General features: G+C 53.4%; 15 protein-coding genes. 6 read left to right on the top strand and 9 right to left on the bottom strand.

What is annotated here, in order from left to right; all coding sequences use genetic code 11:
- Positions 1–5: 5 nt before the first annotated feature.
- Entirely contained in the window at positions 6–341 is a 336-nt protein-coding gene (uspB, locus tag BM191_RS10985; protein WP_092878099.1) for a universal stress protein UspB, read from the bottom strand.
- Positions 342–788: 447 nt separating this feature from the next.
- Between uspB and uspA the strand changes: the two genes are divergently transcribed.
- Entirely contained in the window at positions 789–1,229 is a 441-nt protein-coding gene (gene uspA, locus BM191_RS10980; RefSeq protein WP_092878097.1) for a universal stress protein UspA, read from the top strand.
- Between the two features lie 85 nt (positions 1,230–1,314).
- On the opposite strand, the gene rsmJ is transcribed toward uspA, so the two are convergent.
- Complete coding sequence (gene rsmJ / locus BM191_RS10975; protein ID WP_092878095.1) at positions 1,315–2,070, bottom strand: 16S rRNA (guanine(1516)-N(2))-methyltransferase RsmJ; 756 nt, start codon at positions 2,068–2,070, stop codon at positions 1,315–1,317.
- On the bottom strand, positions 2,067–4,121 hold the full coding sequence (gene prlC / locus BM191_RS10970; protein WP_092878326.1) for an oligopeptidase A: 2,055 nt from the start codon (positions 4,119–4,121) through the stop codon (positions 2,067–2,069). The genes rsmJ and prlC overlap by 4 nt, the downstream gene beginning before the upstream one ends.
- 239 nt (positions 4,122–4,360) lie before the next feature.
- On the opposite strand from prlC, the gene BM191_RS10965 reads away from it, so the two are divergent.
- Positions 4,361–5,203, top strand: coding sequence for a 23S rRNA (adenine(2030)-N(6))-methyltransferase RlmJ (locus BM191_RS10965; RefSeq protein ID WP_092878093.1), 843 nt, complete (start codon positions 4,361–4,363; stop codon positions 5,201–5,203).
- On the opposite strand, the gene rnz is transcribed toward BM191_RS10965, so the two are convergent.
- On the bottom strand, positions 5,204–6,115 hold the full coding sequence (gene rnz, locus BM191_RS10960; protein WP_092878323.1) for a ribonuclease Z: 912 nt from the start codon (positions 6,113–6,115) through the stop codon (positions 5,204–5,206).
- Positions 6,116–6,305: 190 nt separating this feature from the next.
- Here rnz and gorA point away from each other — a divergent pair, with 190 nt between their 5' ends.
- A complete protein-coding gene (gene gorA / locus BM191_RS10955) occupies positions 6,306–7,658 on the top strand; it encodes a glutathione-disulfide reductase (protein ID WP_092878091.1) in 1,353 nt (450 codons plus the stop codon).
- Positions 7,659–7,777: 119 nt separating this feature from the next.
- Here the strand turns inward: gorA and BM191_RS10950 are convergent, their stop codons facing one another.
- The gene (locus tag BM191_RS10950; RefSeq protein WP_092878089.1) at positions 7,778–8,413 is read right to left on the bottom strand and encodes a carbonic anhydrase; all 636 of its coding nucleotides are present in this window, start codon (positions 8,411–8,413) and stop codon (positions 7,778–7,780) included.
- Between the two features lie 12 nt (positions 8,414–8,425).
- Here BM191_RS10950 and BM191_RS16800 point away from each other — a divergent pair, with 12 nt between their 5' ends.
- On the top strand, positions 8,426–8,569 hold the full coding sequence (locus BM191_RS16800) for a hypothetical protein (protein ID WP_177203328.1): 144 nt from the start codon (positions 8,426–8,428) through the stop codon (positions 8,567–8,569).
- Between the two features lie 149 nt (positions 8,570–8,718).
- On the opposite strand, the gene BM191_RS10945 is transcribed toward BM191_RS16800, so the two are convergent.
- From BM191_RS10945 to BM191_RS16555, 3 genes are all read right to left on the bottom strand, one after another.
- Positions 8,719–9,327 carry an NUDIX hydrolase gene (locus BM191_RS10945; protein WP_092878087.1) on the bottom strand — a complete coding sequence of 203 codons (609 nt, stop codon included), beginning with the start codon at positions 9,325–9,327 and terminating at the stop codon, positions 8,719–8,721.
- Positions 9,328–9,599: 272 nt separating this feature from the next.
- On the bottom strand, positions 9,600–10,820 hold the full coding sequence (locus BM191_RS10940; RefSeq protein ID WP_092878085.1) for an NAD(P)/FAD-dependent oxidoreductase: 1,221 nt from the start codon (positions 10,818–10,820) through the stop codon (positions 9,600–9,602).
- Positions 10,821–11,054: 234 nt separating this feature from the next.
- Positions 11,055–11,387, bottom strand: coding sequence for a hypothetical protein (locus BM191_RS16555; RefSeq protein ID WP_143088819.1), 333 nt, complete (start codon positions 11,385–11,387; stop codon positions 11,055–11,057).
- Between BM191_RS16555 and BM191_RS10935 the strand changes: the two genes are divergently transcribed.
- A complete protein-coding gene (locus BM191_RS10935; RefSeq protein WP_092878083.1) occupies positions 11,359–12,486 on the top strand; it encodes a GNAT family N-acetyltransferase in 1,128 nt (375 codons plus the stop codon). The two genes, BM191_RS16555 and BM191_RS10935, sit on opposite strands and share 29 nt — an antisense overlap.
- 25 nt (positions 12,487–12,511) lie before the next feature.
- Here BM191_RS10935 and BM191_RS10930 read toward each other — a convergent pair whose 3' ends face one another.
- Entirely contained in the window at positions 12,512–14,344 is a 1,833-nt protein-coding gene (locus BM191_RS10930; RefSeq protein WP_092878080.1) for an ABC transporter ATP-binding protein, read from the bottom strand.
- 171 nt (positions 14,345–14,515) lie between these two features.
- Between BM191_RS10930 and BM191_RS10925 the strand changes: the two genes are divergently transcribed.
- On the top strand, positions 14,516–15,115 hold the full coding sequence (locus BM191_RS10925; protein WP_092878078.1) for an alpha/beta hydrolase: 600 nt from the start codon (positions 14,516–14,518) through the stop codon (positions 15,113–15,115).
- Positions 15,116–15,128: the final 13 nt, after the last annotated feature.

Here is a 15,128-nt window from a genome sequence, read left to right as displayed (position 1 = left end):
GCGGGTCAATACCCTATCGCCAGCGCAATTGCGCTCACGATGATCACACCACAAAGGGTACTGGTCAGAATAAACTGTCCGCGGACACGCTCACAGCGCAACATAAACTCGTCATCATGATGGTCACGATAGCGCTTTAACCAGATGTAGCGAACCAGCCGCACCTGCTTACCCGGCTGGCCATGCGCTGTAAAAAATCCGCCGCCGTCCACGTACTGATAAAGCAGCGGATCGCAACCACGTAATACGATAAGCAAGGCGCGTAAAGAAGAGAAGTAACGCGCCATATTTACCACGCACACCACACACAAAGCCCAGAACAGTGCGATAGGGCTGATCATATCTCCCTCCCGGCTAAAGATCGCAAAGGCGGATGCAACGCAGTAGCGCCGGACTCGCCCTGGAGGTGTAGCCAACCATAAGATAGCCAAAATTGTTGTGTTAATACGGAAGATTAAGGCGCCTGCCGTCGTTACAAACGCCTTTAAATAGTGTAGAAGAACCGAACTAAAATATTCCACCCCTGTTTTTCACTACGTCATTTTCTAAAGAACGCAAAAGCCTTATAAATAGTTTAAACGATGCGCTGTACCACTGTGCATAATGCATTGTAGGTCTATACTCTTTGTCTCTGAAATAAGGGTGATACGGGGTGATGTTGTTTTAGAACAGGTAGCAAGTCACTTTATGAATTGCGACTGGTTTTAGAACGCTTTTAACTGATTGTGGTGCAGCCGGGAATTAAATACTCGCGACGGACCCACGCGTTTTATGGAAGGAGTTTTATCATGGCTTACAAACATATCCTGATAGCAGTAGACCTTTCTCCTGAAAGCAAAGTATTGGTAGAAAAGGCGATTTCTATCGCACAACCTCATAACGCTAAAGTTTCCCTGATCCATGTAGATGTCAATTATTCGGATCTTTATACCGGTCTGATCGATGTGAATCTTGGCGATATGCAACAACGCCTTTCCCAGGAGACTCAGAATGCCCTCACAGCCCTATCGACTAACGCTGGCTATCCAATTAGCGAAACGCTGAGTGGCAGCGGCGATTTAGGGCAGGTGCTGGTTGATGCCATCAGAAAGTATGATGCAGACCTCGTCGTCTGCGGTCACCATCAGGACTTCTGGAGCAAACTGATGTCCTCGGCGCGTCAGTTAATCAACACCGTACATGTTGATATGCTGATCGTTCCGCTACGCGACGAAGAAGAAACAGAGTAACAGCCCGGACGCCGACAATAAAAACCGCATCATGAGCGCCAGTATCCCCTGCTCATCGGATGCGGTTTGAACGCGGGATTTTCACTTAGCCAGCACTCAGCGGCGGATAAATATCATAGCGGTGACTTTTGGTTATTACTGCCGAGCGGGTTTCAACCTCTGCCAAAGGCGGCGCGTAGTCGGGCCGTTTCACCACGATCCTTTTTGTCGCCAGTCGTCGTGCCGGGAACAGCAAACCATCGGCGTCAGCGTCAGCCCCTACCAGCATCTGAAAAACGCGCATCTCTTTTTTCACCAGTGCACTCTTCTGACGATGTGGATACATGGGATCGAGATACACAACCTCCGGGCGTGGATTAAGCGCCTCAAGAGCCGTCAGACTTGATGCATGCAGTAAGGTCAGGCGTTCACGCAGCCAGACGCCGATTTCCGCATCCAGATAGCCGCGTTGCAGGCCATCATCCAGTAACGCGGCCACGACCGGATGGCGCTCCAGCATCCTGACGCGACAACCGATAGAGGCCAGCACAAAAGCGTCACGCCCCAATCCGGCGGTGGCATCGACCACGTCAGGCAGGTAGCTGCCCTTTATACCCACGGCTTTAGCGACGGCCTCACCCCGACCGCCGCCAAAACGCCGGCGGTGTGCCAGCGCGCCCGCGGCAAAATCAACGCGGATACCACCGAGTTTTGGCTCATCCTGCTTGCGTAATTCAAGGCCATCAGACGTCATCACCAGCGCCATTAACTGACGTTCATCCTGCTCCAGCCCCCACCGAGCGGCTAAAACAGACAGGGCGCCGTCACCGGCGCCCGTTTCATCGATCAGGCAGATTTTCACGCCTCGGATGCTTCCTGAATACCATAATGTTTCAGCATCGCATCCAGCTGCGGTTCACGACCACGAAAGCGTTTAAACAACGCCATCGGCTCCTCAGATCCCCCTCGGGTCAGAATGTTGTCGAGGAATGCCTGACCGGTAGCGCGGTTAAAAATGCCGTCGTCTTCAAAACGCGAGTAAGCATCCGCCGCCAGCACGTCCGCCCACAGATAGCTGTAGTATCCTGCTGCGTAGCCACCCGCAAAAATATGGCTAAATGCGTGGGGAAAACGGCCCCAGGAAGGGCTGGGCACCACCGCTACCTGCTTTTTAATCTCGGCCAGAGTGTCGAGAACAGACGCACCGTTAGCTGGGTTAAATTCTGCATGCAGACGGAAATCGAACAGGCCAAATTCCAGCTGGCGCAAAATAAACAGCGCGGCCTGGTAATTCTTGGCCGCCAGCATTTTATCCAGCAGCGCCTTAGGTAGCGGCTCGCCGGTTTCATAATGGCCGGAGATAAACGCCAGCGCTTCAGGCTCCCAACACCAGTTTTCCATAAACTGACTTGGCAGTTCGACCGCATCCCAGGGTACGCCGTTGATGCCGGAAACGCCCGGCACCTCTATCTGTGTAAGCATGTGGTGCAAGCCGTGACCAAACTCATGAAACAGGGTGATCACTTCATCATGGGTAAACAGCGCCGGTTTGCCACCGATCGGCCCATTGAAGTTGCAGGTCAGGTACGCCACCGGCTTTTGCAACAAGCCGTCCGCTTTACGCATCTGGCCGACGCAGTCATCCATCCAGGCACCACCACGCTTATGCTCGCGAGCGTAAAGATCCAAATAAAAACTACCGCGCAGCTCGCCGCTGTCATCAAACAGATCGAAAAAGCGTACATCAGGATGATAAACATCGACATCTTTGCGCTCCTTAGCGCTGATGCCGTAAATGCGTTTGACCACTTCAAAAAGACCATTGACCGCACGATCTTCCGGGAAATAGGGCCGCAGCTGCTCATCACTGATAGTATACAAATGCTGTTTTTGCTTCTCGCCGTAGTAAGTCAGATCCCAGGGCTGCAGTTCGTCAACGCCGAACGTTTTTTTGGCAAATGCACGCAGCTGTGCCAACTCTTTTTCCGCTTGGGGGCGTGCGCGCTTAGCCAGATCACCGAGAAATTCAAGAACCTGCGCCGGACTTTGCGCCATTTTGGTCGCCAGCGACTTATCGGCATAGGAGTCAAAGCCCAGCAGCTGGGCCAGCTCGTGACGTAGCGCCAGCTCCTCGGCCATCACCTCACTGTTATCCCACTTGCCGGCATTCGGCCCCTGGTCGGAAGCCCGGGTGGAATAGGCACGATACATTTCTTCACGCAGCGCTGCGTTGTCGCAATAAGTCATCACCGGCAGGTAGCTCGGAATATCCAGCGTCAGCAACCATCCTTGCTGCTCTTTCGCCTCTGCCTGTGCTTTAGCGGCGGCCAGTGCGCTTTCAGGCAACCCGGCCAGCTCACTTTGGTCGCTAATCAGCTTACTCCACCCCATCGTGGCGTCGAGCACGTTGTTACTGTATTTCGAACCCAGCTCGGAGAGACGCGCGGCAATTTCGCCATAGCGTTTTTGTTTCTCTTTAGAGAGTCCTATACCGGAAAGCTCAAAATCACGCAGCGCATTATCCACCGCTTTCTTCTTCGCCAACGTCAGCGAATTATAGCTACCGTTCTCTTTCAGATTACGGTAAGCCTGGTACAATCCTTCGTGCTGGCCGACCCACGTGCCATATTCTGATAACAGCGGCAGAACCTGTTCGTAGGCTTCCCGCAGCTCAGGACTGTTTTTAACCGAATTCAGATGACTGACCGGCGAAAAAAGCCGACTGAGTCGATCGTCCACTTCAGCCAGCGGTTGTACCAAATTATCCCAGTTCCAGGGCGCACCGTGCGCCACCGCCTTTTCAACCGCCGCGCGGCAGTCGTCAAGCGCCTGCTGCACGGCAGGAACCACATGTTCAGGCTTAATGGCAGAGAAAGGGGGAAGGGTGAAATTACTCAGAAGCGGATTCGTCATAGCACGGTCCTTATTATCGTGTATGGGGCAGCGTTGCTGCGCGCGATAAGCAGTAACATGGGGCCAGACGTAATAGAAATCAATGCCTGTTAGCATCGGCAGGACATTTCCACTGCCAGCAGGTTATACTGGCGCCAACCTTGTCGCTGAATCAGGCCGATGACGTTCTGTCAGGAACGTTATCATCAACCTGATGAGTGCGGCACTAACGCTTTTTCCCATCGGATAAATCTTCAGACATGCTCAGCTACCGCCACAGTTTCCACGTCGGCAACCACGCCGATGTCCTCAAGCACACCGTGCAAAGCCTGATCATCGAAGGGCTTAAAGAGAAAGAAAAACCGTTTCTCTATCTTGATACCCACGCCGGAGCCGGACGCTATCAGCTAAGCGGAGAGCACGCCGAGCGTACCGGAGAATATCTTGAAGGTATCGCCCGCATCTGGCAGCACGATGATATACCGGAACTGCTTAAACCCTATATCGGCGCAGTGAGGGCCTTTAATCAGGGTAAAACGCTGCGTTTCTACCCCGGCTCGCCGCTGATAGCCCGTCATTTGCTGCGCCCCGACGACAAGCTACACCTGACCGAGCTGCACTCCAGCGATTTTCCTTTGTTGCGTAACGAGTTTCAGAAAGAGCCTCGCGCCCGGGTTGAGCGTGCTGATGGCTATCAACAGCTAAAAGCCAGGTTGCCGCCACCGTCACGCCGGGGGCTGATCCTTATCGACCCACCTTATGAGCTAAAAAGCGACTATCAGGCAGTGGTCAGCAGCATCCACGAAGGCTATAAGCGTTTCGCTACCGGGGTATTCGCCCTCTGGTATCCTGTGGTCATGCGTCAGCAGATAAAGAAAATGTGCAATGAGATGCAAGCCACCGGCATTCGCCGCATTTTACAAATCGAACTGGCGGTGCGCCCTGACAGCGATCAGCGGGGCATGACCGCTTCCGGTATGCTGGTGGTTAATCCACCCTGGAGGCTGGAACATCAGATGAAAACCCTGCTGCCGTGGCTACATGAAAAGCTGGTACCAACAGGCATCGGCCATGCCCGCGTCAGCTGGTTGGTACCGGAGTGATCACAGGCTGAACAGTGAAAAGTCTTGCGCCAACTCGGTTGCCGGAAAGATGGTCCGGCACTCGGCCAACAGACGTGGGCAATCTGCACGCTGATAGCGCGAGCTGAGATGCGTAATAATCAATCGTCTGGCACCAGCCTGGCGGGCTACCTCCGCCGCCTGTACGGTAGAGGAGTGACCCCGGCTATTGGCCTTTTGTTCCATCGCGGCCTCCAGCGTAGCCTCATGCACCATCAGATCCGCCCCTTTCGCCAGAGTCAGTGCCGCATTACCCGGTGAGGTATCACCGAAAATGGTCAGCGTTTTACCTTTTGTTCCCGGCAACACGTAATCCCAGCCGTTGATCAGCCGACCGTCATCCAGGACGACCTGTCGTCCCTGCTTGATATCGTGAAACCAGGGACCGCGCGGCACGCCGTCGGCAGCAAGCCTTCCGGCATCCAGCGCACCGGGCTTATCTTTTTGCTCAATGCGGTAACCATAGCATTCCACAGGGTGGTTCATTGGTCCGGCGATAACCCGGTAAAATTCATCGTCGTAAACCGTTCCCGCACTAATCTCGACAATTTCCATTGGAAAAGAGACCCAGGAACCGCTGAGGGATAGCGTCGTTTCGACGAATGATCGGATACCCGGCGGCCCATAAAGGGTTAAAGGACCTTTACTGTCATTCATTGAACGGCTGGTAAGAAAACCAGGCAGGCCAAAAATATGATCGCCATGTAAATGTGTAATAAAGATCTTCTCGATCCGCCCTGGTTTGATCGTCGTACGCAGGATCTGATGCTGAGTACCTTCACCACAATCAAACAGCCAGCTAACCGGCCGTTCCGGCAGGTTCAGAGCGATACTGGTGACGTTACGCTCCCGGCTGGGCATCCCCGCGCCGGTACCAAGAAATTGAAGTTCCATGCAATACTCCAGGTTGACCAGTGCGCTGAGTTTAACCTTTTTAGGGGCCTTTACCACCGACAGGTAATCGGTCATGTCGACACGCTTCCCCTATTACAATCATTGGTGCAAACTTTACGGCATCGCCAATGCAGGCGTTAAACTTAGGGCTATTATTAGCTAAACCACTTTCACCGGATGGAACGCTTTAATGACCAGACATTATGATTACCTCGCCATAGGTGGCGGCAGCGGCGGAATTGCATCAATCAACCGTGCGGCCATGTACGGGCAAAAATGCGCGCTGATCGAAGCAAAGGATCTTGGCGGAACCTGCGTAAACGTAGGTTGCGTACCCAAAAAAGTGATGTGGCATGCAGCACAAATCGCCGAGGCCATTAATCATTACGGCCAGGATTATGGCTTTGACGCTACGCTTAATCAGTTCAACTGGGCAACCCTGGTAAAAAACCGCACGGCCTATATCGATCGCATCCACACCTCTTATGACAACGTGCTGGGCAAAAATAACGTAGATGTTATTCACGGCTTTGCACGTTTTGTTGACGCTCACACCGTGGAGGTCAACGGCGAAAAGATCAGCGCCGATCATATTTTGATCGCTACCGGCGGACGACCGACGCATCCGAGTATCCCCGGCGCGGAACTGGGCATTGACTCTGACGGTTTCTTCGAGCTGCAGGCGCTGCCAAAACGTTCGGCAGTGGTGGGGGCAGGTTATATCGCCGTTGAGATCGCCGGTGTGCTGAGTGCGCTGGGTTCCGAAACCCATCTGTTTGTACGTAAACATGCTCCGCTGCGTAGTTTCGACCCGCTGTTGTCAGAGACCCTGGTTGAGGTGATGAACGCTGAAGGCCCAACGCTGCACACCCACGCGGTGCCGAAAGCAGTGAGTAAAAATTCCGATGGCAGCCTGACACTGACGCTGGAAAACGGCCAGCAGCAAACTGTTGATTGTCTCATCTGGGCCATTGGCCGCGAACCGTCAACCGATAATCTCAACATTGAAGCAGCCGGCGTGGCCCTTGACGAAAAAGGCTATATTCTGGTGGACAAGTTTCAGAACACGAATGTCAACGGCATCTACGCTGTCGGCGATAACACCGGTAATATTGAGCTAACACCCGTAGCCGTGGCGGCTGGACGTCGTCTTTCCGAACGCCTGTTTAATAACAAGCCAAATGAGCACCTGGATTACAGTAACGTCCCGACAGTGGTGTTCAGCCATCCGCCGATTGGTACTGTTGGCATGACGGAGCCGCAGGCGCGCGAGGCGTTTGGTGATGACAATGTCAACGTCTACAAATCCGCTTTTACTGCCATGTACACTGCCGTTACTCAGCATCGCCAGCCGTGCCGAATGAAGCTGGTTTGCGTAGGTAAAGAGGAAAAAATCGTCGGTATTCACGGCATTGGCTACGGTATGGATGAGATGCTGCAGGGTTTCGCCGTGGCATTAAAAATGGGGGCCACTAAGCAGGACTTCGATAATACCCTAGCCATTCACCCAACCGGTGCTGAAGAGTTTGTGACCATGCGATAATCATCAGGCTCTGACAGTGACAAACAGAAAAATGGGATGCTGATAGCATCCCATTTTCTTTCGCCGGGTTGATGGCAGCACCCTCCCCCCGGAGGTAAAACATCACCGTCAGATCCAGCTTATTCGAAAAAAGTATCCGGATTTTCGGACAGCAGTACAAAGCGTTCAGACATATGCTCAAGCGCGTGGATAACGCCGGTTTCAATATCATAGACCCAACCGTGCAGTCGGATGGTGCGATTCCGCAGCGCCACCGCAACTGAAGGATGAGTGCGAATATTATAAAGCTGGGCAATGACGTTTTCCTGCACCATCGCATTCACTTTATCTTCTTCACTCGCGTGGGATTTATCTTCCACAACCGACTTTGCCGCATCAGCGTAGCGTAGCCAGTGTGAGACCGCTGGCATATTATCGAGGCACTGGCAGGTTGCAATGGCTTTCATCGCACCGCAGTTTGAGTGTCCGCAGATGATGATATCACTGACACCCAACGCCAAAACCGCATATTCGATAGTGGCAGAGACCCCGCCCGGCTCCGGGCCGAAAGGGGGAATAATGTTGCCAGCATTGCGAATAACAAACAGCTGCCCTGGGTCCTGTTGGGTGACTAACTCCGGCACCAGGCGGCTATCGGAGCAGGAAATAAACAGGGCCTTAGGACTCTGGCTGGAAGCAAGTCCCCTGAACAGCTCGCGCCTTTCAGGAAATACGTTTGCCTGAAAACTCAGGAATCCTTTAACGATGTCTTTCATGTCCACCTCTGAATGAATCAAATTGCAGGCAAATTTAGCCAAAATATAAACAGCTATGCCCGTGCTATTAAGATGATTATGCCGGATTTACCGACTTTTACCTCTACTCTTTATTCCATTATTCAGCCTTTGGCACTTGCAAAAGAAGGCGGTTGACAACACCCGTCTCCGCTGCAAAGTAGGTCAATTATCCGCAATGTACATAAGACCGTCAGACAGGAATTCCCCAGGAAAATAGAGATCACTACCGCGTCAGCGTTGCTTTCCGCCAGCCACCGCGACATTGAGAGAGATTTTGCCGCCTGTTAATCACACCACGGCTCGCTACCTTCACGTGCAATGCGCAGGCTGGTTTCGATTTGCAACGGCACGATACGCGTTAGCGATAACGGCGGCAGATCATCGGCCGCAAAAAAGCCGATATCCAGCGACTCATGGCTGATGGCTAACTCTCCACCCAATTCTTCACAGAGGAAAATGAGCTTGTAGATATGAAACGGGTGGGGCGGATGACCATGCTGATTACGATCCCATACGCCGAGCAGACGAGTTGCCCGTACCTGTAAGCCGGTCTCTTCCAGGACCTCGCGCTCAGCGGCCTGTCTTGGCGCATCGCCAACGTCAACCCAGCCGCCGGGTAAGCACCAACCGCCATCATCCATTTCTCGCACCATCAGCAATTTGCCGTCACGAACAATCAGCGCCCGGCTGTCTATCTTTGGCGTTGCGTATCCCTGCTGCTGAGAAAAACTCGATTGAACCTGCAGCGGATCGGCTGAAAACTGCTCCGCCATCAGCTGCGCCGCCAGCGCCCGCAGCTGCTCATAGCGTTCAATATCAAACTGATCCTGACTGAAGGTAAGGCCGGACTGAGCAAGCGCCTGAAGCTTTTGTGCCAATGCGATAGGATCCATTGATACCCTCCTTTGTAGAGTGCCAGCAGTCAGCATAACCATTCAACGCTGCTTTAAAGCAACGGCGATGAAAAATACCCGACTGCACCGGCACTGTTTGCTTAGGGCAGGCATCCTGCATCATCAGCGGGATGGCCGTTAGTCAGTATAATGTTGTCTGCCAGCGGTGACTGGGCATCCAGAGTTTCTGCAGTGAGAGTTGTTCCAGCTGCGGTTTTTGGCACCAGAGGTTTAAGAGTCTGTTATCTGAAGCTGGCACGCACCGCATACCGCTACCGTTTTGGCTTACAGGCGGTGAACCACTCCACGCCCTGTAAAATTCCCTTCCAGTAGAACCAGGGTAAAAAACGCGCTTTGAGAAACCATCCCAGCCAGCGTGGCTTCAACGGATTCAGAGGAAATGTTGGCAACAGACGGCCGTTATAACCAAATTCTGCCAGCAAAACTTTACCGCGTCTGACCGTTAGCGGGCAGGAGCTGTACCCATCATAACGGGCCGTGAGCGGCTGTTGACGTAAAAAACTCAGTACATTACGCGCCACAATCACCATCTGCTTACGCGCTGCCGCTGCGGTTTTGGAGTTCGATGTCGATACCGCATCGCCCAGGGAAAATATCGAGGCAAAGCGCGTATGCTGCAACGTGATTTCATCCACGTCGCACCAGCCGGCCTCATTACCCAACCCGCTATCAGAAATAAATGCCGGCGGCAGCTGCGGCGGAACAACATGCAACATATCAAATGATCTCTGCACCTCGACAGTTTCACCGTCAGCGCCAGCCTGCTCAAACCAGGCCTGGCGATTCGCACCGTCAACCCGGACCAGTTTGCAGCCATAGTTGACCTGTGCATGGTAATGTTGCAGCCAGCGTTCCAGCTCCGGAATAAAATCACTTACGCTGAACAGCTGCTGGCCGGCGATGCAAAGCTCGGTGTTGATCTGCCCAAGCCGATGCTGTTTATGCCAGTAGTCGCAGGAAAGATAGAGCGCTTTTTGTGGCGCGCCGGCACATTTAATCGGTACCGGCGGCTGGGTGAAAAGTGCGTTACCGCACTTGAGTTGCTGCACCAGCTCCCAGGTATAAGGCGCCAGATCGTAACGATAATTTGAGGTCACGCCATTTTTACCCAACGTCTCCTCCAAACCTTCGATTTTATCCCAACGCAGCGTCAGACCGCAGCATATCAGCAGCACATCATAGGGTAGCGCCTGACCTGCGGCAGTATGCACCTGCTGGCGTTCCGCTTCGACCCGGCTGACGCTATCCTTGTGCCAGGTCACACCAGATGGAATGAGTTTACGCATCGGGCGGCGCGTGTCTCGCTGATCATATTCACCGGCACCGACCAGCGTCCAGCCGGGCTGATAATAGTGATACTCTTGCGGCTCAATCAGCGTAATCGCTAGCTGTTTATTTCGTTTCCTTAAGCTGGCAATCACACCCAAACCCGCCGTTCCACCACCGATTACCACCACACGCTGTTGCACCATCACACCATCCTTTATTTCGCTGTGTTTTTACCGGCACTCCGCCCCTGAAAAGAGTCTGCTTCAGTCAACAGCGATCAGACAACCGGCCCTCTGCCCTACTTATTGATCTGCTCGTGCCACGCCTGATGCCATAGCTGAAGTAACAGGTCGGCAGGCACCCGCACAACATTATCAATATAACCGTGAAGCGTTTATCTCACATGCTATTTAACGCGCAGTGAACCAGTTAAATCTTCAAGCCACCGATAACAAGCTTTCTGTAGCATGGCAAAAATTTTTTAGCGATGCACTATTCTGATAGCCAGTCTCGCGGCCATGCTCCCCACACTTCTGCTCAATGTAATCACAGAAATACTCTGTAAATTTTGATAAAGAGACGACCGTCAGATGTTTCTCATCCCCCGACAGCTTTGCTTTACTGACGGCACTTGCATCGGCCGTAGACCGGTTCCGGGTGGTGTTATCTGGCACATAAGGTGATTGATCGATACCCAAAAAACGTTCAACGTAGCCATAGCGTTGTTCACCGGAGACTAAAATGTCGCTAGTCTGCCTTAATACGATCACTGATATCGCCGCTGCCAGCTGGGATGCTCTGCTGGTCGATCATCAGCCGTTTATACGCCATGCTTTCCTGAGCGCACTTGAAGAAAGCGGCTGTATCAAACCCGAAACCGGCTGGCATCCGCAGCATCTGCTGTGGGAGGAGCACGGGAAGGTGCTGGCCGCTATGCCTGGCTATCGTAAAAACCATTCTCACGGCGAATATGTTTTCGATCACGCCTGGGCGGACGCTTGCCAGCGGGCAGGGTTGCCCTATTACCCTAAATGGCTCTGCGCCGTTCCTTTCAGTCCGGTTAGCGGCGCACGCGTCATGGGAGGGCAACAGGCAGTTCGTCAGCTCCTTGAATTGCTGCCGGCCTGGTTTGAAGAAGCCAGGCTGCATAGCGGCCATATTAATTTTACCAATTCGTTTGCTGACTCGCTGCTGGAGCAGCAGCAGGACTGGCTGTCGCGCATTGGCTGTCAATATCACTGGCATAACCGCCAGTATCGTGATTTCAACGACTTTCTTGATACGTTGATGTCACGCAAACGCAAAAATATGCGCAAAGAACGCCAGACTGTGCGCGAGGAGGGGTTTGATTTCTGCTGGTATCAGGGAGATGAACTCACGCAAAGTCAGTGGGATTTTATTTATGTTTGCTACGCCAATACCTACGCGGTGCGTGGCCAGCGCCCCTATCTCAATCGCCTATTTTTTAGCCTGCTGGCCGAACGAATGCCCGCGGCTATTCGGGTTGTAATCGCTCAGCGGGATCAAAAGCCGGTTGCTATGGCCTTGAGCCTCGTCGATGATCACACTTTCTACGGCCGCTACTGGGGGTGTCTGGCAGAGTTTGCCCACCTGCACTTTGAAACCTGTTTTTATCAGGGCATGGAGTATGTGATGGCCAACGGGCTGAGCCGTTTTGACGCCGGTGCCCAGGGGGAGCACAAGCTGGTGCGCGGCTTTGAACCCACGCTAACGCGCTCATGGCACCTGCTACGCCACTCCGCACTGCATGAGGCGGTAGCGGATTATTTACAGCAGGAAAAGTTGGCGGTGGCAGCCTGGGCGCTGGAAGCGCGCCAGGCCTTGCCTTTTCATCGTCAGCAGCCTTAACGCCGTGGACTTCAACCGACTGCAATCAAAGCTCGCCGACAAAACCACCGGTCTGATGGTGCCAGAGGCGGGCATACAGACCGTTTTGTTCCAGCAGCTGCTGGTGATTACCCATCTCAACAATCTTCCCTTTTTGCAGCACCACCAGCCGATCCATTTTAGCGATGGTGGACAGGCGGTGAGCAATGGCAATCACCGTTTTCCCTTCCATTAAATCCTCAAGGCTCTCCTGAATCGCCGCTTCGACCTCTGAGTCAAGCGCCGAGGTGGCCTCATCCATGACCAGAACCGGCGCGTCTTTCAGCAGCACCCGTGCAATGGCAATCCGCTGTCGCTGACCACCAGAGAGTTTTACACCGCGCTCCCCGACGTGCGCCTCAAGACCGGTGCGTCCCTGATCGTCGGACAGGCAGGGAATGAAATCCTCTGCACGTGCACGCTGTATTGCCTGGCGCAGCTGATGATCAGATGCGTTGGGGCGTCCATACAGCAGATTGTCGCGAATGGAACGATGCAACAGCGAGGTATCCTGGGTGATCATACCTATCTGTGCCCGCAAACTTTCCTGACTCACCTGGGCAATGTCCTGTCCGTCAATCAGAATACGTCCCCCATTCAGATCGTAGAGACGCAGTAACAGATTAACCAGCGTTGACTTGCCAGCACCCGACGGGCCGATTAAGCCGATTTTTTCACCGGGCTGAATGGTCAGGTTAAGCCCTTCAATGACTGACCGTTCACTACCGTAATGAAATTGCACGTCGCTAAAGCGTATTTCACCACGTTCAACTCGCAGCGGCTTAGCATCGGGCCGATCGGCAACGTTTACCGGCTGAGCAATGGTTTGCAGACCGTCCTGCACCATGCCGATATTTTCAAAAATGCCGTTTACCACCCACATAATCCAGCCAGACATGTTCACAATGCGTATAACCAGGCCGGTAGCCAACGCAATCGCCCCAACGCTTATCAGCGACTGGGTCCAGAGCCAAAGCGCCAGCCCGGTAGTAGAAACAATTAAAAGGCCGTTGATCGTGGTGATAGTCACATCCATGCCGGTGACCATACGCCCAGCCAGCTGGGTTTTCTCGGTTTGCTCGCCGATGGCCTGACGGGCATACTGTTTTTCCAGTGCGCTGTGGGCAAAAAGCTTCAGGGTCGTGATGTTGGTGTAACCATCAACGATGGTTCCCATTAATTTCGAGCGCGCCTCGGACGAAGCAACAGAACGCGCCTTTACGCGCGGAACAAAATACCACATGCATAAAACGTAGCCGATGATCCATAAGATAAGCGGGATCATCAGCCGCCAGTCTGCTTCCGCGAACAGCACCAGCGAGGTGATGGCATAAATCAGCACGTGCCAGATGGCATCAACCGCCTGCACGGCCGAATCCCGCAGCGCATTACCGGTTTGCATAATGCGCTGGGCAATGCGTCCGGCAAAGTCACTCTGAAAGAAATTAAGGCTCTGCCGCAGTACGTAATTGTGATTTTGCCAGCGGATCATGCTGGTCATCCCGGGACTAATGGTTTGATGTACCAGTAAATCATGCAGCCCGATAAAGAGTGGCCGTAACAGCAACGCCACCACCACCATCCAGATCAGCTCTCCGCCGTGCATACTGAACAGTTTTTCAGGCGGAGTAGAATTGGCAAGATCAATGATGCGACTCAGATAGCTGAACAGGGATACTTCAATTAATGAAGAAATCAGCCCGACCAACAGCAGGATGGCGAAACTGGGCCAGACCTGACGCAAATAGTAATAATAAAACGCCCAGACCCGATCAGGTGGCGTATCGCCTGGCGCATCCTTAAACACATCAATCAGACGTTCAAATCGTTGAGACAGCATTATTAATCTCTCATTTTCCTTAAGAATTCTGCAAAGCGTAGTGCAAAACACGGCTAAAGGGGGAATCTTGCCGGATGAGCGTTACTCAGACAAAGGCACGTAAACCTTATGCACTCGGCCAAACAGCAAGCACAATGCGGATACGAGTTATCACTGCGCAAGAGGAAAGATATGACAGACGGTTTAGCGATTCTTTTGCATGGCTTTGGCAGTAATGGTGACGACCTGGCCGGGCTGGCGGCTCGCTGGGCACCCGATCTCCCTGATGTGCGATTTTCCAGTCCAAACGCGCCCGAACGTTTTCTCCACGGCGCGGGCTATCAGTGGTTCGCACTGGACGATATTACCCCGGAAAACCGTTCTCAGCGTGTGGCTGACGCCCGCCACAACGTTGATCGGGTTCTCAAACAGGTTCTGCAGCAACAGAAGATGGCTGATAAGCTGGATAAGGTGGTGCTGATAGGTTTTTCTCAGGGTGCCATTATGGCCCTTGACGCCGTGGTTTCCGGCCGTTGGCCCGTTGCGGGCGTGGTGGCATTTTCCGGCCGCCTGGCATCACCGCCGCCGTGGAAACCCGCCATCGCACCACTACTGTTAATCCACGGCATGATCGACCCGGTGATCCCCTATGCTGAAAGCCAGCAGGCGGCTGATCAGCTACGCAGACTGGGCTATCCGGTGACAACCCAATTTGAACCATCAACCGGTCACACTATCTCAGCGGCCGGGGCTAGATCCGCGGCCGGATTCATTGCCGAGCGCCTGACCTGATGAGCTGGCACCT

Origin of the sequence: Izhakiella capsodis (assembly GCF_900115045.1) — a bacterium.
Taxonomy (GTDB): Bacteria; Pseudomonadota; Gammaproteobacteria; order Enterobacterales; family Enterobacteriaceae; genus Izhakiella; species Izhakiella capsodis.
Note: the sequence above shows the minus strand (reverse complement) of the source record. Positions and strands in the feature narration are given on the sequence as shown.

Bases quoted from the DNA above. Each gene is read 5' to 3' on its own strand.
- uspB (WP_092878099.1), bottom strand. From the start codon at position 341: ATGATCAGCCCTATCGCACTGTTCTGGGCTTTGTGTGTGGTGTGCGTG.
- uspA (WP_092878097.1), top strand. From the start codon at position 789: ATGGCTTACAAACATATCCTGATAGCAGTAGACCTTTCTCCTGAAAGC.
- prlC (WP_092878326.1), bottom strand. From the start codon at position 4,121: ATGACGAATCCGCTTCTGAGTAATTTCACCCTTCCCCCTTTCTCTGCC.
- BM191_RS10965 (WP_092878093.1), top strand. From the start codon at position 4,361: ATGCTCAGCTACCGCCACAGTTTCCACGTCGGCAACCACGCCGATGTC.
- rnz (WP_092878323.1), bottom strand. From the start codon at position 6,115: ATGGAACTTCAATTTCTTGGTACCGGCGCGGGGATGCCCAGCCGGGAG.
- gorA (WP_092878091.1), top strand. From the start codon at position 6,306: ATGACCAGACATTATGATTACCTCGCCATAGGTGGCGGCAGCGGCGGA.
- BM191_RS10950 (WP_092878089.1), bottom strand. From the start codon at position 8,413: ATGAAAGACATCGTTAAAGGATTCCTGAGTTTTCAGGCAAACGTATTT.
- BM191_RS16800 (WP_177203328.1), top strand. From the start codon at position 8,426: ATGAATCAAATTGCAGGCAAATTTAGCCAAAATATAAACAGCTATGCC.
- BM191_RS10945 (WP_092878087.1), bottom strand. From the start codon at position 9,327: ATGGATCCTATCGCATTGGCACAAAAGCTTCAGGCGCTTGCTCAGTCC.
- BM191_RS10940 (WP_092878085.1), bottom strand. From the start codon at position 10,820: ATGGTGCAACAGCGTGTGGTGGTAATCGGTGGTGGAACGGCGGGTTTG.
- BM191_RS10935 (WP_092878083.1), top strand. From the start codon at position 11,359: ATGTCGCTAGTCTGCCTTAATACGATCACTGATATCGCCGCTGCCAGC.
- BM191_RS10930 (WP_092878080.1), bottom strand. From the start codon at position 14,344: ATGCTGTCTCAACGATTTGAACGTCTGATTGATGTGTTTAAGGATGCG.
- BM191_RS10925 (WP_092878078.1), top strand. From the start codon at position 14,516: ATGACAGACGGTTTAGCGATTCTTTTGCATGGCTTTGGCAGTAATGGT.